This is a genomic window from Nocardioides okcheonensis (assembly GCF_020991065.1).
Lineage (GTDB): Bacteria > Actinomycetota > Actinomycetes > Propionibacteriales > Nocardioidaceae > Nocardioides > Nocardioides okcheonensis.
The window spans coordinates 611,074-629,442 of sequence record NZ_CP087710.1 but is presented as its reverse complement, the minus strand read 5'-3'; the positions used below and the strand labels follow the sequence as shown (position 1 = coordinate 629,442).

The window sequence follows — 18,369 nt, the reverse complement described above, 5'->3', positions numbered from 1 at the left end:
TTCGCGGGCCATCGGTCCACGGCCCGCGAAGCCCCCTTGGCCAATGTCATCAAAACCAGAAGGAAAAGGCGTGGCACTCGACACCATCCATCTGCGCGGTCTGCGACAGAACAACCTGCAGAACATCGACCTCGATCTCGATAAGCGAAGCTTGATCGTCGTCGTAGGCGTATCTGGTTCCGGCAAGTCATCGGTCGTGTTTGACACGATCGCAGCCGAAGCCCAACGGCAGATCAACTCCACCTACACCTCGTACGCCCAGACCTATCTGCCGTCCTATGGCCGACCAGACGCGGACGCAATCGAGAACCTCTCGGCAGCCATCGTCATCGACCAGCGACGGCTCCGCGGCGGCCCGCGGTCGACAGTCGGCACGGTCACCGACATCGGGGACTGGCTGCGCCTTCTCTATGCGCGAGCCGCCACGCCGACGCTGGGAAGCCCGAGCGCCTTCTCCTTCAACGACCCCGCCGGAATGTGTCCCCGTTGTCACGGTCTAGGCAAGGAGAACGTCATCGACGTCGACGCCTTCGTCGACGAGAGCCGTTCGCTGAGGGAAGGCCCGTTTCGCCACCCGGACTACCGTCGCGGCACCAAAGCGCTACGCGCCTACCTCGACAGTGGCCTGTTCGACGTCGATGTTCCCCTCGATCAGTACTCGACTCGTGAGCTCGACCTGCTTCTGCGCGGACCCCAGGCGAACAGTAGTCGCCGCAGTCCCATCCCTGACGACTACGAGGGCGTTCTCGACCGATTCCGCCGAGTGCAATTGGCGAAAGATCCGGGCAGCCTCAAAGGCCAGGCCAAAAGGGCCTACGAAGACGTGGTCACGGTCGGGCCGTGCAGTGAATGCGCAGGAACCCGCCTCAACGCCGACGCCCGCTCCGCCGTCATCGAGGACCAAACGCTTCCCGGCTTGTATGACCTTCAGATCAGCGACGTGGCTGAGATCATACGTGGCTGGCGGCTGGGGCCGCACGACGCCGCTGTCAAAGACATCATCGCCCGACTCGAACGGGTGGTTGACCTCGGTATCGGTTACCTGTCGCTGAGCCGTGAGACGTCGACGCTGTCTGGGGGAGAGGGGCAGCGCATCAAGATGGTGCGGCATCTGGGAAGCGCCCTGAACGACCTCCTCTACATCTTCGACGAACCAACCACAGGGCTTCACGCCAGCGACGTGGCGCGCCTCAACAAGATGCTCGTTGCCCTGCGCGACAAAGGCAACACCGTCCTGGTCGTCGAGCACAATCCGGAGGTGATGAAGCTCGCCGACCGCATCGTCGAGATCGGCCCAGCGGCGGGTGCGCAAGGCGGCCATCTCATCTTCGACGGTACCTATGACGAGCTGCTCACGGCAGATACGCCCACAGGATCCGCGCTACGAGCCCAGGATGAAGCGCGCCGTGAGTCGCGCCGCCCCACGGGTTGGGTCGCTATCCGTCACGCAAGCTCGCACAACCTCCAAGACGTCAGCGTCGACATCCCTCTCGGAGTGCTGACCGCGGTCACGGGGGTCGCTGGGTCCGGGAAGTCGAGCCTGATCCACGGGCACCTGGGAGCTGTCGCCGGCGACGCGGTCTTCATCGATCAAGCGCCGATCAACGGTTCCCGGCGCTCAACGCCGGCGTCGTGGACCGGGATACTCGACGACATTCGTGCCGTGTATTCCCGCGAGACGGGGCAGCCCGCGGCACTGTTCTCCCCCAACTCCGATGGGGGATGCCGACACTGCGACGGCACAGGCGTCGTGTTCCTCGACGCCGGGTTCACCGACCCCGTGCAACTGATCTGCGAGACGTGTGACGGTAGAAGGTTCCGGGCGGCGACCGAGAAGTACACGGTGCGGGACGCCTCGATCGCCGATGTCTTTGAGATGACCTTCAACGAAGCGGCAGCGTTCTTCGACATACCACGGCTGGTAGCAACGTTGCTCAAGGCAAAGCAGGTCGGACTTGGCTATCTCCGGCTGGGGCAGAACCTCACAACCCTTTCGGGAGGTGAGCGCCAGCGGCTCAAGCTTGCCCGCGAGCTGACGAGCACCGCGCCCATTGTGGTCCTGGACGAACCGACTACCGGACTTCACATGAGCGACGTACACAACCTGATCGACCTCCTGCACCACATCGTCGACTCAGGGCGCACCGTCATCACGATCGAGCACGACCTCTCACTGATCGCGGCCGCCGACTACGTCATCGACCTTGGTCCGGATGGAGGTCACGACGGCGGCCGACTCCAGTACGCCGGTCCCTCCAGGGGCATCTGCCAGACGGAAACAAGAACCGGTGCCGCCTTGCGGCGGCACCTCGATTCCCTTCAGGCAGCTCGGGCCTGCCGCACCCCGACAGTGACACCTGATAGCCCGGCTGCGAACAGATGCTGCTGAGGATGCGCGCCGTCCCCAAGCCTCACTCGAAGGAGCACCGCGACGACGTGGTCCGTTTCGCGAGAAACTGTGGACCGACAGTTACCTCACGCCGGTCACGTCCGACGTCGGAATCAGCGAGTCGTAACTGACCGGCTGGCTCCCTGCCGACGACAACCCGTCGACGTCGAGGACGGCACCGGGCCTCGACCCACGGTAGACAACGCCGAGTCGCACGCCAGATGCAGGCTTGCGAAGCGCCACCAGAACACCAAGCCAACTCAACGGTAGATCTCGTCGGAATGTGTTCGAATCACTGGCGTTCGGGAGTGTTACTTGCGCGCGCATTCAAGTGGGGAACAGGTTCCTCAGGAACAGGGACGTTCAACGCAGAGCAGATCGTCTGCCAACCATCGGATACTCGCCACTCGATGAGGCGGTCCTCAGGACATGTGCGACGCACGCTCCGCACATGAGCCTCGTACGCCGCCAAAGACCGCTCGCGATCCAAAAAGCCCTCCCAGCCGCCGAAGTGCTCGTCCCACACCGCCGACAGCAGCTCGGCGACCTCCCGAGGCCCCACATCCTGGCCGGGCGCAGTCCATTGATGGATAGACCCCAGAGCGCTGTCGTACCAGGAGTCGGCCTCGCGAACGGTCAGTAGGACGTGAGCGTCGGGCCACAACTCGGAAAAGTGGCGCCATTCCCAGCACCCCGGCCAGTCCACGCATGAACCGAACTCGCCGAGCTCGACCTTCCAGTCCACCGGGGTCCCGGACCGATGCTTGTTCCACAGCACCGCAAACTCAGGACGGGACCAGACGTCCTGCATCTGAAAGCACGGCCCAAAGCCAAGCAGCTCCAGGGCGGCAGCCGCGGAGGTCGTGCCGGTGCGCCCCCATCCCGCTCCGATAACACGCATGGCGCCATTATGCCGCCGATCACCCAGACAGAACCGTAGCCGGGATACGTTGCCGACCCACTCTGCATGGGTTTTCCGCATCAGGCGCCCATGCCGACGTCGCAGCAGTCGCGCCTGGCTGGAGGTTGAGGCGGCCGCGGTCGTGACCTGCTGAGCACGCCCCCCTCCCGCGACGGACCCTGTCGCACTCGGCGAAGTCGGCGCCCGGCAGACCAAGGTGCACGTCTAGGGTGGACGCCTTGATCTGAATCTTTGTTGTCGGCCGGCTTTCGCTGTCCGCCTCTGTCCTTGACATGATCGACGCTGGCATCTGCTCGACGCCACCCCACCTACGCGCCCTGCCCGCGACGTCGATTGCATCAACCTCGGGAGGTACGCGGGCAAGAACTGGCTTCGCGCAGGCGGTGGGACTGTCTGCTGTACCCCTTGCGGACCAACCTGATGGTGAGCCGCGCAGGCCTTCCGTACCCACGGCCAGCTAGTTGGTTCTGTCTGAGAGTAGCGAACGCACCCCTTTGCATGGCGTCGATCCCGATCTGGTCACCCTCGGGGTGACGATAGGATTACGGATCGGCGCCGTCACGACCATGATGGGGGCATGGACATCGCTGATTTCGAGCAGGCGGAGGTCGAACTGGTCTCGCTCCTTCGAAAGTGTGAGGCGGTAGTCCGCGGCAGCAAGCTCTCGCCTTCGCGACAAACGCTCATGGTCAACCGAGTCGCCGCTCTTCAGACAGCTCTCGAGCTTGTCGCCGAGGCGAAGTCGCGCCGTGCAACCTGAGGCGCCGGCGCTCGCTGCCGGGAGGCGGCATTCCGTCGGGCGTCGCCTTGACGGGACCGTGCTTGCTGTTGGCAACGATGCGGCGGGTGAGTGCCGCGTGGAGTCGTGGGACGCGATCGTCGCAGTGGCGGTAGGAAATGTTCATACAGCGAACAACACGGGGCGATCCCACACGATCGGCCTGCGCGCGGATGGCTCGTTGTTGGCCACGGGCTGGAACGACGACGGGCAATGCGACGTGCTCGGGTGGCGGGACGTCATTGCCGTGGCCGCAGGCTGGCGTAGAACTCTCGGGCTGCTCGACGATGGGACCGTCAGGGCTGCAGGTCGAGGTTCAGAGGGCCAGTGCGACGTGGCCCCGTGGCGCGACGTCATCGGCGTGTCCTGTGGGGACTGGCACTCGGTCGCGGTGCGCGCCGACGGCACGGCTCTTGCGGTGGGCGTCAACCGCCGCCGACAGTGCGCGGTCGAGGGGTGGCACGATCTGGTGGCTGTCGCGGCCGGTTACATGCACACGCTCGGGTTGCGAGATGACGGACGAGCGCTGGCTACCGGAGCCCGGGCGACGGGTGCGTGCGATGTTGACAGCTGGGAGAACGTCGTTCAGTTGGACGCGGGCAGCTATCACTCAGTCGCGGTCACTGCCAAAGGGACCGCCCTCGCTGCTGGTGACAACAGCCATGGCCAGTGCGATGTCTCTGGCTGGGAGAGCATCGTCGCGATCGCTGCAGGCTCCACCCATACCCTCGGCTTGCGAGTCGACGGCACGGTCCTGAGCACCGGAAACAACGCCGACGGTCAGTGCACGACAAACGCCTGGACGGGCGTCCAGGTTGTTCGGTAGTGGCTCACCGGCACACGCGCCAGTTCCGAGCAAAACGACGTGCGGCGACACGGCAGTGCCTAGGGCGGCGCAGCGCAGCGCGTCGATCGCCGCAAGCCCATCCCGTACTGGTCACGCTCCGTGTGACATAGGCCTTCGGACCTCTGGCTGCTTGCGGTCTCACTCAGCGAGGCGCTTGCTGAAGGGTCGGGCGATGTCCGATACCCGAGTCGACCACGGCCCGTGTCTCGACCGGGTCCACACATCTGGAGGTGCGCCATGAGCGCGCTGCTTGTCGGGTACGCCCGATGCTCCACCGATCAACAAGACCTGACCGCTCAACGCGACGGGCTCCTTAGCCTGGGTGTCCAGCCGGACCGGATCTACGTCGACCATGGACTGACCGGAACCAACCGGGAGCGCCCTGGACTGCGCGAGGCCCTCGCCGCCTGTCGGGCTGGCGACACGCTAGTGGTCACCAAGCTCGACCGCCTCGCGAGGTCGCTACCTGATGCTCGGGCGATCGCTGACGAGCTGACGTTGCGGCAGGTCAGTCTGAGCTTGGGCGGGTCGGTCTACGACCCGACCGACGCCGTCGGGAAGCTGCTATTCAACGTACTTGCCATGGTGGCCGAGTTCGAGTCTGACCTGATCCGGCTTCGCACGGTGGAGGGCATGAAGGTCGCCCGGGCGAAGGGACGGTTGCGCGGGAAGCAGCCCAAGCTGAGCCGCAAGCAGGAGGCACACCTGGTGTCCTTGGTCCACAGCGGCGAGTACAGCACCCTCGAGGTCGCCGAGCTGTTCGGCGTCGGTCGCTCCACCGTCTACCGCGCGATCGAACGCCAACGCATTGCGGCCAAAGCGGACCTCGCAGAGGCACGAGCGCGTCGCTGACTTCGACACGGCGCCGGCTGTCCCGAATCCGACACCCAAGCGGGACAACCGACGCCGATCGGCCAACACTCCGATTAGAGGCCTGGAGAGGAGTTGTTGTGTGGTGAATCTGAGCGGCTCGGGCGGCACAGGCGTGTTGGCTATGCCGCTCACTGTGGCGAAGTCACACAGGCCGGTTGTTGAGCAGGTCTGGCACGTCGGTGTCTTGGCGGATCCACTCGGCCAGGTCGCGGTCGATCATCCGTGCGAGCTTGAGGTAGTCGTCGTGAGCTTGGGCCGGTGTTCTTCTCGCGTGCTGGCCGGGGAGGGGGAACCCGTTGTGGAGTGGCTCGTGGTGGGCCACCCGGTTGCGAAGGACGTTGACGCGTTTCGCGACGCCATGGGTCCACGACCGAACGAAGCGGGCTCCGGGATCGGGATCGTTTGCGACTTCCGCTCTTCCGCCCGGGAACGCTTTGCGGAGGGCTGGGCGCCATAGGTTCTCGTAGTCGGTGCGGTATCGGCGCGGGGACCGGCCTGCGTGGTCGCCGGCGTCGAGGAGGTTGACCCAGAACCCGAAAGTGCACTGCGCGACAAGGCGGCCCGGGACGTCGGGTCCGGTGGGATTGTTGCGGATTGCGCGGGGGAGGTGGTTCCAGGCAGTAGCGAGCTGGTTGCAGGAGCGATCGTCGAGTTCGACGTCTGCGCGCTCGTACCAGAACGCCCCCCACTCGTTCGTGAGCGCGTGGTGCATCGCATTGCGGAGGCCGACTTCCACGATGGCAAGGTCTGCCATGATTGCGCCGGCGAGGTCGCGGTCCCACACGTATAGGTCCCGCGCTAGGTGTGGATTGCCGGATGCTGCGGCGAGGTAGGACGCGTAACGGTCATTGGAGATGGCGTGCTCGAGCGCGGTGGCGGCAGCGGTTGCGGGGCCATGCAGAGCCACTGGACACTCCTTGGTTGGTTTGCGTAAGATGCTGGTCAGAAGTCCCCGGATATCGCCTCTCTTGGACCTGAGCCATGACGCGTCCGGGGTTTTCTTATTTCTCAGGTCTTGTGCTGCCCGGTTCCGGCGCCGTGGTGCTGGCGTGGATGAGCACCCGAAGGTGATCACGTCGAGCGTCAGCGTTCAACTCGCAACACACGTCCCAGGCAGTCTCGACCTGGATCGGAGGCTGCTCGCACCAAAGTTGTCCAGGTGCCTTGGGGGATAGGGACCTTGCGGACGATGGGGGAGCGGGCGCTGGCTGAGGGGTCGGCCGTGCCTCCGGCGCGGCTCGATGCCCGAGCCGGGACGCAGCGGGCGCCTGGCCGGGCCCACAGCAGGAGGTGTGCCATGAGCGCTCTACTTGTCGGGTACGCCCGATTGCCTGACCGGCACCAACCGCGAACGCCCCGGACTTCGCGAGGCACTTGCCGCCTGCCGGGCCGGGGATACGTTGGTCGTCACTAAGCGGACCGGCTGGCTCGTTCCCTGCCCGATGCTCGCGCGATCGCCGACGAGCTCACGGCCCGGCACATCAGCCTGAGCCTGGGCGGGTCGGTCTACGACCCCACCGATGCGGTCGGGAAGCTGCTGTTCAACGTGCTGGCGATGGTTGCGGAGTTCGAGTCGGACCTAATCCGGCTACGCACAGTCGAGGGCATGAAAGTCGCCAGAGCCAAAGGCTGACTAAGGGCAAGCAGCCCAAGCTGAGCCGCAAACTGGAGGCGCACCTGGTGTCCCTGGTGCACAGCGGCGAGTGCAGCACCCATGAGGTAGCCGAGCTGTTCGGCATCGGGCGGTCCACCGTCTACCGTGCCATCGAACGCCAACGGGTCGCGGCTAAGGCCGACCTCGCTAACACCTCCACACGACGCTGACCGTCACCTCGTCGGTGTCCCGCAATCAACACCTCGGCGGGACGCCAGTGAGTGGACCCGGTCAGCGCCGGCCTTGAACAGCGGCCTATCCAGACGGGGTTCCGCCTACGGCCGATGTCCGGTGGGCGTGAGTCGGGGATCTGGTGGTAGACCGAGTGTCTGCAATCCACCGATCGGGCGCGGGTGTAGTTGTCTGACGCTTTCGGCGTGATCAGGTTCTTGGCAGGTTGGCATGCCGATGCTGGACTGATCGGGGAGCGGGCGAGCGACGGAGGGTCGACGATGCAGGTGGGGGTGTTGGAGGACGACCCAGCAATCCGGCGGCTGCTCGGTGAGGCGTTGCGGATGAGCGGACACGAGGTGCTGATGGCCTTCGACGGAGGCGAGGCCCTGCGGCGTTTCGGCGCAGACAGCGGCATCGACGTGATCGTCGTCGACATCGGCCTTCCCGACTCCGACGGCCGGGACGTGGTGCAAGCGTTGCGCTCGTCGGGTCAGCAGGCGCCGCTGGTGTTCTTGACCGCGTTGGATGCCCTGCATGACCGGATGGCCGGGTTTGGTGCCGGCGGGGACGACTACGTCGCCAAGCCGTTCGAGGTGGTTGAGCTGATCGCCCGGATCGAGGCATTGGGGCGGCGCGCCCGCCCGACGACGTCGGGGTCGGGGCTGGTGCTGGACCCGGCCGGGCACTCGGTGCGCACCACCATGGGTGAGGTGCTGCTCACTCCCACGGAGTTCCGGATGCTCGCCGCGATCACCTCGCGCCCCGGCGAGGTCGTACGACGGCGCACGGTGATCGCGGCGGCATGGCCGCACGGGGCGATAGTGGCCGGAAACACCGTCGACTCGTTCATGCGCCGGATCCGCACGAAGCTGGACTCGATCGACGCGACGGCGTCGATCGACACGGTGCGCGGCGTCGGGTACCGGCTGACGTCAGAGCCGAAGTGAGGACACACAGAGTGTGGGAGCGGATCTCGCGGCCGTGGTCCTTCCGCCAGCAGATCGTGGTGCTGACTGCGAGCGTCACCGCGTTCGCGATGCTGCTGCTCGCTCTCGTGCTCCAGTTGGTCCTGGCTGGCATCGCCGACCGGGACGTCGACCGGGTGTTGGCCGACCGGGCCGAGTCGGTGATCGGCGCCACCGAGCCCAACGCGAGCTCGACGGGTTTCTCGGTCCCGGCTGGTGCGGTCGACGAGGGTGTCGCGGTCTATGACTCCCAAGGACGGCTGGTGGCGGGGGCCCCGGCGCCGCGGCTCCGGCAGGCCTACGAGCGGCGCGCCACGATCACTCGGTCCGTGGTGGACGGCGTCGGTGACGTCAGTCGCGTGCGCGCCGAGCCGTTCACGGTGGGTGGCTCGAGCGGTGTGGTCGTAGTCAACGAGTACCTGCAGCCATACGAGGAAGCAGAGCGGCTGGCCCTGATCGTCAGCCTGGCCACTGGTGCGATGACGGTGGCTGCGGCCGCCGGAGTGGCGGCATGGGCAATTCGCAAGGCACTGAAACCGGTCGAGCGGATGGCGTCGACCGCGTCCGACTGGAGCGAGCACGACCTGGCCCGACGGTTCTCGCTCGGGGCCCCCACCAACGAGATCACCGCCCTGGGTGCCACCTTGGACACCCTGCTCGACCGCGTGTCCACCGCGATCCGCTCCGAACAACGGCTCACCTCCGAGCTGGCCCACGAGCTCCGCACCCCCCTGACGACCATCCAGGGCACCGCCGACCTCATGCTGATGAGGGAGGGGGAGCAGCTGACGGATTCGGCCCGCCACGACGTGCGCGAGATCTCGAACGCCAGCCGACGAATGGCCCACACCATCGCGGCACTGCTGGAGGTCGCCCGCACCGAGGCCACCGTCCTGCAAGCTGGACATTCCCAGCTGAATGAGGTGATCGCGGACGTGCTGGGTGAACTCCGCGACGACTCGATCCGGCTCGAGGTCGACGTCGAGGACATCCGCCTTGCGATGCCCCACGGCTTGGCGGTCCGCACCCTGAGCCCCGTCGTCCACAACGCCGTCTGCCACGCGAACGGCGTCGTGGAACTCTCCGGGCATCGGCATTCGGGTCAGGTCGAGGTATGGGTGCGCGACGACGGCCCCGGGGTCCCTCCCGAGCTGCGTGCGGTGATCTTCGAACCGAGCACTACTACCGCGGCCGGTGGTACGGGCGCCGGGCTCGGGCTGGCGCTGGCCCGCCGCGTCGCGCGCGGGGCAGGCGGCGAAGTCAGCCTGCGTACCCCCGACTCCGAGGCACCTGCAGCCGAGACAGGCGTGGGTGCTGGCGCCGGAGCGGGCGCGGGGGCGACGTTCGTGGTGCGACTGCCGTTGGCCTAGGCGCGTGCCGCGAACACGACCCGCCACCACCACGGTCACAACCGGTCAGCCTGCTGGCAGGTAGCGAGCCGCAGGCTTCCCCCATGACCAATCACACCGACCACACCGGCCTGAGGACGAGGTTGACTCCCGCTGCGGCCACCGCTGACTCCCACGTCGCACCCGCGTCCTCTGCCATGCTCAACAAGGTGCCCGAGGTGTTCCTGCTGTTCTGGGTGGTCAAGATCCTGTCCACCGCGGTGGGTGAGACCGCCGCGGACTACCTGGCCGGGACCCTTGGCTTCGGGCTGACGGTCACCTCGTTGATCATGGCCGGCTTCCTCGCCGTCGCCCTGGCCGCACAGTTCCGGGTACGGCGCTACGTCCCTGCCATATACAGTGGCTCACTGTCGTCCTGGTGAGCGTGGTCGGCACGCTGATCTCCGACAACCTCGTCGACAACTTCGGTGTGAGCCTGTGGACCACCACCATGATCTTCGGCCTCGCGCTGGCGGCCACCTTCGCTGCCTGGTTCCGCTCCGAGCGGACGCTGTCGATCCACACCATCGTCACCAGCCGTCGCGAGGGCTTCTACTGGCTGGCGATCCTGTGCACCTTCGCGCTCGGCACCTCCGCCGGTGACCTGGTCTCCGAAGGACTCACACTGGGCTATGGCACCGCGCTGGGCATCTTCGGCGCCCTGATCGCGCTGGTCTCCCTGGCGTTCTGGAAGGGCGGGCTCAACGCCGTTCTGGCGTTCTGGACCGCCTATGTCCTCACCCGCCCCTTCGGCGCGTCGCTGGGCGACCTGCTCACCCAGGCACCGGCCGACGGCGGGTTCGGGCTCGGCGCCAACGCCACCAGCGGCTTGGTTCCTGACCATCATCTTCGGTTGCGTCGGCTGGTTCACCTGCAGCAGCGCCGCGAGCACGAAGCACCGCACCCCGCCGAACCGGTCGAGGTCGCCTGATTCCTCGTCCCAAACCACCGAACCGACCGTGCCCCGGATATCCCCCCATCCGGGTCACGGTCATGTCGTCGTCCCCGACAGCGCACCCCTCGTCGCGATGGGGTCTGCTGCACGATTCGGTGGCAGGCTGTCTCAGGCGGGGACGCGTGGTCGGCAGAGTCACAGGTCAGCGTGCAGTGGTCTTCTGCACTGCGGTCAACATCCGTACATAGACCGCAGGATGCTCCAAAACCACCCAAGGCATCGACGAGCGCCGGAGCGATCAATCGAAGCAGATCAGTTTCATCGAACTGGTGGTGAACCTGACGCCGCGGTGGTCCGCTCTGCCGAAAGACGGCTAGTTTGCGGAGGGCCCCGCCGCGGGCTCCCAGCATGCCTGTCCGAGATCTCGTGCCAGCGCCACTTTGTACAGGACGTCAAGGTGAATTGGGCAATGGTGAGAACGTCGCCCGAGCCTACGCTCGGTTATTCGACTCGACCAAGCAACGCTACGCCGAACTGCCGGGATGGCTGCACTTCTACAATCACTACCCGCGTCCACTCAGCTATCGAGGCCAAGCCACCGATCAGTCGACTGACCAACATCCCAGGACATCACAACTAGGGCATCAGTAAGTCCAGGTGTCGCGGATCTGTGCCGACCTCGACGAGGAGGTCGGCGCATTCCGGGACCATGAATGCGTCAAGACCAAAGGCCCGGGCGATCAAGCAGTCGGCTGCCCGGGCCGCCTCAATACTTCGGCAGCTCGCGCGTCTCGGCGATCTCGGTCGCGATGTCTATGACCTTGCGATTGGTGTGCGACGACACCCGTCGCAGGTACTCGAAGGCAAGACACGAGTCGAGCCCAAGGCGCTCCATTAAGATGCCCTCCGCCTGCCCGATCACTGTGCGACTCTCGACCGCCTGCTGCAGCTGCTTGATCTCACGTTCAGCATCAGCGAGCGAGTCCACTAATCGCTCGTGCTGATCGTCCGCATCTTCCATCGGGCTCACGTCTTCTGCTCACTTTCTGACCCGATACAAGGTTGCCGCGAGGTTAGACAACGTTCGCTTCCGCGACTTCACCCTCGCGGCTCAAGACTATCCACGCGACGACTGCCTGCGCCACGCCCCGACGACACTTGACCACCTCTTGCGTACGGACGACACTGCCCGCTACACCTCGAGTGCGCGAGCCGGCCACTCTCGGGGATTGCTGCGGCAGCGCAGGACCCGGCCGACGAGGCTGCCCCCTCCCCAGCCGGGTCCACCTCGGCATCGAGAGCACGTCTGGCGTCGTGTCGCGGTGTCGTTGTGAGAGGCAATCGACCTTGGTACCCCAACGCAGCCCGCGTACTCCGCCTCACCGGGGGTGACGTTTTCAAGCGTGCTGGCGCCACAGTCGGTGTGCCAGATCACCCTGCGAAAGGACACACCCGATGGACATCGGAGACAGCCTCCAGAACACGACGGACGGGATCTTCGACTTCCTGCCCAACCTGGTGGGCTTCCTGCTCATCCTGCTCTTCGGCTACCTCATCTCGAAGGTGGTGGCCGGCATCGTCGGCAAGCTCCTCGATAAGGTGCACATCGACAGGCATCTTCACGATAGCTCCGCTCGCAGGTACGTCGACTCAGTCCTGCCCGGCGCCTCACCGGCCAACGGCATCGCCCGGATCGTCTTCTGGTTCATCTTCATTTTCTTCATCACCGCCGCCATCGGCGCGCTTGGCATCCCAGCGGCGACCGGCTTCATGAACGACGTGCTGGCCTACCTGCCCAACGTCATCGTCGCGATCCTCATCTTCGTCATCGCCGCCCTGCTGTCCGGCGCGATCGCCGGCGCCGTCGTGAAGTTCATGGGCGACACCCCGACCGGCGAGGTCGTCGGCACCGTGGCTCCCGCGGTCATCGTGACGATCGCCTTTTTCATGATCCTCGAGCAGCTCCAGATCGCCCCCGAGATCGTGCGCATTGCCTTCACCGCCATCATGTTCGCCCTCGCGCTCGGCCTCGCCCTCGCGTTCGGCCTCGGTGGACGCGACCTCGCCGCCGACATGCTGCGCCAAGCAAAGGACAAGAGCTCGGACGCCGCGAGCCAGGCCAAGCACGACGCCCGCGTCGGCGCCGAGCGCGCCCGTGGCGAGTACGAGCAGTCCCCGAGCACACCCAGCACCACACCTCGCACCACCGCCGGCGGCACACACGACACGGACGAGGCGATCACCTCCGACCGCGCCTTTGACCCCGAGGCCACGCAGCACATGCCGCCGCCCGCCTCACCCAACCGCTGACCGAGCTCACCTGCGCCAAAGGCTTCACACACCGCGGACCGTCGCCTCCTGTCGAGGCGGCGGTTCCGTCTTCTACACAGTTGAGTGGCTAGGCGAGGGTGTCGGACGGGTTGGCCGACCCGTCCGACGCCTCGTTATTTCGCGTGAGAAACGAGAATGAGCCGCCCGTCTCGAGGACGCAGAGCTCGATGTCCCGTAGACGCTGATGCCGTTCTGTCGAACCGCCTCATGGACGTCTCGGATGGTCATCGGGCTCACCAGCCAGGGTCTCGAGCAGCGGCTCACCGTCACGGATCCCTACACGAGCTCGTCCGGCGAGCCACGGCCGAAAGCGCGAGAACCTGAACGTGACGGCGTTAAGCAGGATGCCGGCCAAGGTGAACGTGGCGACGGCGATGATTGCCGCCGAGACCGAGTAGTCCTCCTGCACGATCCTCTGGCTGACCAGGTCGCCGACCGTGATGAGCCGGATCATGTCAGAACGCCGAGAGCTGAGCGCCCTCGCGCTTGCTGCCGACGCGGACGACGAACCAGAGGACGCAAAGATCACCAGTGAGCGGATCAAGATGTCCATTGGGGCACCCGCCACGTAGCCCAGCCTGCGGTGACGACGGGCTGATCCTGCTCCAGCACGCTCATCTCGCAGCGGTCGCGGCCGCCGAGCTGCCCGGGAGCAACCCGCGCGTCGAGAGCGATCTAGAGAACTTGCCCTTGGACCGGTTTGTCGAATTCGTACACGAGCCAGTTCAGGTCCGAGGTCTCGGCCGACGGACCGGGACACCACGACTGGAAGTCGAGGTGCTCGAAGTACTCGGCGCAGAACCGGACCTCGACCGTGTCACCGAACGCACGATCCGAGGTGATCGTGACGACGAGCGACGATAGCTCCCCAGCGCGGGCGATCAGTGGGTATTCCACAGCAAGTGCATACCCATCACCGCTAACGGACGCGTCGTTGACGCGTGGGCCGAGGACATCGAAAGCAGCCGCGAGGACGATCAGCGCCAAGACAGCGACACCCAGCCGACGGCCCACCCGCGCCGGCAGACACGGAGGCGAGTCGCTGAGGTCGGACGTCGTCTCGTCGTCATGCCGCGACACCCTATTGGCCAGCTGCGCACGGTCTCACCGGCAGTCATCAGCGGTCACTGGTGTGGTGAGTCGTGGGGCCTTTCTCAACGCGTCCCGTCACCGCGACGAGTGGCAACCGCGTCCGACGCCTGCTCGGCAACAATCGGCTTCAGCCGGAGCCACCGAGGCGGGACCACGCTCCCGGGGCGATCGTTCGAACGCCTGGTCCGAGTCGGCGGGACGCTACCCGGGTTGTCAGTCGCCCAACAGCTGTTGGACGGTCCGGTAGGCATCGCGGTGCTTGGGTGGGCCTTCCCGTCCTTCCGAGAGTAGAGTCCCGTGGAGTGATGAGGTGCGACGGCGGGGCTGCGTGATGTAGGCCGCCACCGGCGGGATGTTGGGTGTGAAACGACCGAGTCACGCACTGAAGACCCATCGATGGCCTTGTCCATGCCGTCGCATTGACCAGGCGCTCTACGCGAGGTGGTGGAGGCCTACGTCCACGGCATCTCGACCAGGAGTGTGGATGATCTGGTGGTCGCGCTCGCGCCGATTCGGGGATCTCCGGGTCCGAGGTCTCGCGGATCTGCGAGGGCCTTGACGAGTCGGTGGGCGGGTTCCGGGCCCGGCCCCTGGACCACACCGGCTTTCCGTACCTCTACCTCGACGCGACCTACCTCCATGTCCGCAACGAGCCCGGCAAGAGTGGCCAGGTGGTGTCGATGGCGGTCGTGGTGGCCACCGGGTTCGCAGCGGACGGCACGCGTGAGGTCTTCGAACTCAACGTCGGTGACAGCGAGGACGAGACGTTCTGGCAGGCCTTCCTGCTCAGCCTCAGACAACGCTGCCTGGCCGGTGTGCGACTGGTCATCTCAGACCAGCACTCCGGGCTGGTGCCCCGTTGAGGCGGTCCTTCCAAGGTGTCGCGCGTCAGCGGTGCCGGGTCCGCTTCGCCCGCAACCTGCTCGCCCACGTCCCAGGTCCCACGCCGACATGGTCTCCGCGGTGTTGCGCACGAGCTTCGCTCAGCCCGACCCCGAGGCCGTCAACGCTGTATTGGACGAGGTCCGCGACCAGTGACCGGGTTGTTCCCGAAGGTCGGACCGCTGATGGACGGCGCGAAGGCTGAGGTCCTCGGGTTCACCGCGCTTCCGAAGGCCCACTGGCGCAAGATCTAGTCGATCAATCCGCTCGAGCGGGTGACAAAGAAGTCAAGCGCCGCAGCCGTGTGGTGGGGGTCTTCCAGCCCCGCCGCCGTCTTCGGGCTCGTCGGCGCCGTGCTCATCGACATGCACAACGAATGGATTGCCGGCGACCACCGCTACCTCCAGACGAGTCCATGGCGCTGCTCAACGACCCGGTAGATACTGGTGACCACGCCGCGATCGAGAGCCGCGAGTAGGGCACCGAGAACCACCTCAAAACCCACCACCTCGCGGGGCGCTGCCCATCCCCCTATCGGCGTATTCCGCGAGCCCACGCTGATCTAGGAAATCCGCAACTCCGATGGTCGTCAACCAAGTTCGGGTGCGGTTCGTCTCCTGTGGATGGAACCTAAAGCGCTGCGACATGCGATGACCGATGCTGTACGCCATACGGATGTCTTGGATTCACGGCTCGTACTGAAGCCCGCGAGCGCGCACGCGCGCGCCCAGTCAAGGCGTCGGTTCGCTGGACTCGTGTATCGGATGAGCCGTGCGAGGAAGCGTGACTACGGCGTTGTGGTTGCCCAAGACTGCAGCCGTCTCCGGTGCCCGACCCGGTACGGGACGGGCTCGCGGAACGACCCGGTGCGGGACGGGCTCGCGAAGCGACCCGGTGCGCGATGGGCTCGCGAAGCGACCCGGTGCAGGATCCCGTTCTGGTCACGCTCCGCGTGACGATCCCGTTCTGGTCACGCTCCGCGTGACGATCCCCAAGTGGACCTCAACGTCGCCACCGACCCTCCGGACAGGCTCGACCGGGTGGCAGGCTGCAGCTCATGTCGAGACGTGGATGGCGGAGGTGGGCGCGTTTGGCGTTGGCGGTCGTGGTGCTCCTGGCGTGCTTGACAGGGGGTGGGTGGCTGGTCCTGGCGAAGACCGGCACGAGCGAGGCCGTTCCCGCCACGGTGTACACCATCGTGCGGGCGCCGGGTGCGAGCCAGGACGACGCCGATCTGGTGCGGCGCGCCCTTGAGTTGTCCGACTCCGGGGTGGAGGAGGTGATCGGCGCCGAGGTGACCGAATCGGTGGAGGTGCGCCTGACCAGGTTCCTGAGCTGTGCGGGAGCGCAGACCCTGGGCAGCGCCGACACGGACTCGATCTGCCTCTACGTCGGCGGCGACTCGTGGCGCTATCTCGTCGATCTCGACCCGGCGGTCGCGATCGGGGCGGTGGCCCACGAGCACCTGCACGTGCTGCAGGGACAGCTGGGCTGCCTCCCCGACGCCGCAGACCGTGAGTACGCCTGGTGGACCGAGGGGACCGCCACCTACTACAGCTGGCGCGAGCTGATCCTCGCGGGCCTGGTGACCGAGGAGCAGGCGAAGGACTACCAAGAGGAGTTCGCCGACACGGACGAACGCCTGCAGCCGCTGTCGGCCTACGAGGAGTCCATGGGGGGCGACAAGGCCTACTTCTTCGCTGCACGAGCTGCGGCCGAACTGGACCGGCGAGCCGGCGGTCAGGGTTTCGTGGCGTTCTGCACCCAGGCTTCCCACGGCTGGCGCGAGGCCTTCGCCGATGTCTACGGCATCGAGGTGGACGAGTTCTACGCGCAATTCGGGCAGGGGTAGTCCTACGCCGAACCGCCAGCGGTGTCGCGATGCTCCTCCGCGGCTGACGCGGCGGAATCTCCCGTCCGCGATCGGATGGCTACTTGGCCACTAGCCCGGTTTCAGCGCTGTTGGTCTGTCGTTCGACTGGTTGGGCGAGGGCCACGACGTGGCCGTCTGGGTCGAGCACGTAGCCCACGTGTTCTCCCCACGACCGGCGCTGTAGATCATCGAGTAGGCGACCGCCCGCATCGAGCGCGCGGGCTAGGGCGGCTGAGGTATCGGCGCAGCGCAGGTAAAGCTCGCACCGTTGAGAGACGTCAGTGGTGGCGTCTACCTGTCCGACGAACAGGGCTTCGATATCGGCAGCGGGCATAAGCCCCAAGGTGGCGCCGCCGAGGTCGAACTCAGTCATCCCCGGCACGTTCGAGGTGGGTCGGCATCGAGCAGCCGGCGGTAGAACGCTCGGGCGCGGGTCTGGTGGGCGACGCAGAGATGAACTCGACTGCACGCATGCACTTCCCGGCGAGGTCACCGGGCGCGCTGCGAGGCGAGGTGGCCGAAGACGACCAGGCGGTCGTCGGTGTGGAAGAGCTCCGCGCAGGTGACGAGAGTGATGAGGGCGTCGCCGTCGACGGCGTCGGGTTGTACGCCTCCCGCGGGGTTGACGGGCAGCGGAGCGGTGACCCAGCTCGCGTCGAGAGGGACCTCGAGCGCGTCGCCGGCGGTGTCCAGGACATAGGTGTAGACGGCGTCGCGGGTCTCGACCACGAGCTCGTCGCCGATCTCGAGGTCGGGCAGGTCGCGGAACGGTTGGCCGTGGGTGATCCGGTGGCCGGCCAGCACGTAGTTGCCGGGCCCGCCAGGGCCGGTCGTGTCAGGGTCGTGCGCGAGCCCGGAGGCGAGCGCGGTGTCGGACAGGCCCTCGACGACGGGCACGGCGAAGTCGTCGCCGAACCGGGGGATCCGGACGACGGCGCTCGCACTGACCGGCCCGCCGCGGCCATCGACGCGGACCCGCTCCTGGCCGGAGGACCAGCCCTCCTCGACGGCGTCACGGATCCGGTCCTGGGCACGCTGCGAGACGTAGTTGGTGCCCCACAGCTGCCACCCGACGTACCCGAGCAGGGCGATGCCGACCACGATGAGGCCCATTCCCGCGCGCCGCGACCAGCGGCGGCGCCCGGCGTCGTCGTCCGGAGCGCTCGTCGGCCCGCGTTCCCGGAGGTGTCCCACGGGCCCCGTCATAGCACAGCGTGCCTTCACATCGTCGACGAACTCCTCTACGTTCGTAAGCGCATCAGTTGCTCGGGCGCGGGTCACCGGGGTCCGCGAGGATGGTGGTGGT

At 66.4% G+C, this 18,369-nt stretch carries 19 protein-coding genes and 2 pseudogenes; 14 read left to right on the top strand and 7 right to left on the bottom strand.

The features are described from left to right. Positions 1-70 precede the first annotated feature (70 nt). A complete protein-coding gene (locus LN652_RS02795) occupies positions 71-2,389 on the top strand; it encodes an ATP-binding cassette domain-containing protein (protein WP_230443183.1) in 2,319 nt (772 codons plus the stop codon). A gap of 292 nt (positions 2,390-2,681) precedes the next feature. On the opposite strand, the gene LN652_RS02790 is transcribed toward LN652_RS02795, so the two are convergent. Beyond that, positions 2,682-3,290 (bottom strand): sulfotransferase family protein, encoded by a 609-nt coding sequence (locus LN652_RS02790; protein ID WP_230443182.1) that lies wholly within the window; start codon positions 3,288-3,290, stop codon positions 2,682-2,684. A gap of 598 nt (positions 3,291-3,888) precedes the next feature. Between LN652_RS02790 and LN652_RS02785 the strand changes: the two genes are divergently transcribed. The 3 genes from LN652_RS02785 to LN652_RS02775 all read left to right on the top strand — a co-directional run bounded on the left by LN652_RS02785 (position 3,889) and on the right by LN652_RS02775 (position 5,788). After that, on the top strand, positions 3,889-4,071 hold the full coding sequence (locus LN652_RS02785; protein ID WP_230443181.1) for a hypothetical protein: 183 nt from the start codon (positions 3,889-3,891) through the stop codon (positions 4,069-4,071). Between the two features lie 97 nt (positions 4,072-4,168). Then, the gene (locus tag LN652_RS02780) at positions 4,169-4,915 is read left to right on the top strand and encodes an RCC1 domain-containing protein (protein WP_230443180.1); all 747 of its coding nucleotides are present in this window, start codon (positions 4,169-4,171) and stop codon (positions 4,913-4,915) included. Positions 4,916-5,173: 258 nt separating this feature from the next. Further along, positions 5,174-5,788: a recombinase family protein gene (locus tag LN652_RS02775; RefSeq protein ID WP_230443179.1), complete on the top strand. Its 615-nt coding sequence runs from the start codon at positions 5,174-5,176 to the stop codon at positions 5,786-5,788. 163 nt (positions 5,789-5,951) lie between these two features. Here LN652_RS02775 and LN652_RS02770 read toward each other — a convergent pair whose 3' ends face one another. After that, on the bottom strand, positions 5,952-6,716 hold the full coding sequence (locus LN652_RS02770; protein WP_230443178.1) for an Abi family protein: 765 nt from the start codon (positions 6,714-6,716) through the stop codon (positions 5,952-5,954). A gap of 516 nt (positions 6,717-7,232) precedes the next feature. On the opposite strand from LN652_RS02770, the gene LN652_RS02765 reads away from it, so the two are divergent. From LN652_RS02765 to LN652_RS02740, 7 genes and pseudogenes are all read left to right on the top strand, one after another. Continuing rightward, positions 7,233-7,442 (top strand): recombinase family protein, encoded by a 210-nt coding sequence (locus tag LN652_RS02765; RefSeq protein WP_329958483.1) that lies wholly within the window; start codon positions 7,233-7,235, stop codon positions 7,440-7,442. A gap of 47 nt (positions 7,443-7,489) precedes the next feature. After that, positions 7,490-7,633 (top strand): hypothetical protein, encoded by a 144-nt coding sequence (locus LN652_RS21990; protein ID WP_329958453.1) that lies wholly within the window; start codon positions 7,490-7,492, stop codon positions 7,631-7,633. Positions 7,634-7,840: 207 nt separating this feature from the next. Then, positions 7,841-8,584: a response regulator transcription factor gene (locus LN652_RS02760; protein WP_230443177.1), complete on the top strand. Its 744-nt coding sequence runs from the start codon at positions 7,841-7,843 to the stop codon at positions 8,582-8,584. 11 nt (positions 8,585-8,595) lie between these two features. Next, positions 8,596-9,972 carry a sensor histidine kinase gene (locus LN652_RS02755; protein WP_230443176.1) on the top strand — a complete coding sequence of 459 codons (1,377 nt, stop codon included), beginning with the start codon at positions 8,596-8,598 and terminating at the stop codon, positions 9,970-9,972. An 83-nt stretch (positions 9,973-10,055) separates the two neighbouring features. Further along, positions 10,056-10,373: a COG4705 family protein gene (locus tag LN652_RS02750; protein WP_230443175.1), complete on the top strand. Its 318-nt coding sequence runs from the start codon at positions 10,056-10,058 to the stop codon at positions 10,371-10,373. After that, positions 10,370-10,921: a COG4705 family protein gene (locus tag LN652_RS02745; protein WP_230443174.1), complete on the top strand. Its 552-nt coding sequence runs from the start codon at positions 10,370-10,372 to the stop codon at positions 10,919-10,921. The genes LN652_RS02750 and LN652_RS02745 overlap by 4 nt, the downstream gene beginning before the upstream one ends. Before the next feature lie 453 nt (positions 10,922-11,374). After that, positions 11,375-11,525, top strand: a pseudogene (locus tag LN652_RS02740) (IS481 family transposase); the annotation flags it as partial. A gap of 126 nt (positions 11,526-11,651) precedes the next feature. Here the strand turns inward: LN652_RS02740 and LN652_RS02735 are convergent. Next, the gene (locus LN652_RS02735; RefSeq protein ID WP_230444669.1) at positions 11,652-11,906 is read right to left on the bottom strand and encodes an ANTAR domain-containing protein; all 255 of its coding nucleotides are present in this window, start codon (positions 11,904-11,906) and stop codon (positions 11,652-11,654) included. A gap of 434 nt (positions 11,907-12,340) precedes the next feature. Between LN652_RS02735 and LN652_RS02730 the strand changes: the two genes are divergently transcribed. Next, positions 12,341-13,195 (top strand): mechanosensitive ion channel family protein, encoded by an 855-nt coding sequence (locus LN652_RS02730; RefSeq protein WP_230443173.1) that lies wholly within the window; start codon positions 12,341-12,343, stop codon positions 13,193-13,195. A 226-nt stretch (positions 13,196-13,421) separates the two neighbouring features. Here LN652_RS02730 and LN652_RS02725 read toward each other — a convergent pair whose 3' ends face one another. Together LN652_RS02725 and LN652_RS02720 are read right to left on the bottom strand one after the other, a co-directional pair. Then, on the bottom strand, positions 13,422-13,670 hold the full coding sequence (locus LN652_RS02725) for a DUF421 domain-containing protein (protein WP_230443172.1): 249 nt from the start codon (positions 13,668-13,670) through the stop codon (positions 13,422-13,424). Between the two features lie 221 nt (positions 13,671-13,891). Next, positions 13,892-14,203 carry a hypothetical protein gene (locus LN652_RS02720; protein WP_230443171.1) on the bottom strand — a complete coding sequence of 104 codons (312 nt, stop codon included), beginning with the start codon at positions 14,201-14,203 and terminating at the stop codon, positions 13,892-13,894. A 511-nt stretch (positions 14,204-14,714) separates the two neighbouring features. Between LN652_RS02720 and LN652_RS02715 the strand changes: the two are divergent. Then, positions 14,715-15,668 (top strand): annotated as a pseudogene (locus LN652_RS02715) (IS256 family transposase); the annotation flags it as partial. 627 nt (positions 15,669-16,295) lie between these two features. Next, on the top strand, positions 16,296-17,042 hold the full coding sequence (locus LN652_RS02710; RefSeq protein ID WP_230443170.1) for a hypothetical protein: 747 nt from the start codon (positions 16,296-16,298) through the stop codon (positions 17,040-17,042). 79 nt (positions 17,043-17,121) lie between these two features. On the opposite strand, the gene LN652_RS02705 is transcribed toward LN652_RS02710, so the two are convergent. Next, positions 17,122-17,436: a VOC family protein gene (locus LN652_RS02705; protein ID WP_230443169.1), complete on the bottom strand. Its 315-nt coding sequence runs from the start codon at positions 17,434-17,436 to the stop codon at positions 17,122-17,124. Between the two features lie 116 nt (positions 17,437-17,552). Then, the gene (locus LN652_RS02700) at positions 17,553-18,257 is read right to left on the bottom strand and encodes a class E sortase (protein ID WP_230443168.1); all 705 of its coding nucleotides are present in this window, start codon (positions 18,255-18,257) and stop codon (positions 17,553-17,555) included. Between the last annotated feature and the right edge of the window lie 112 nt (positions 18,258-18,369).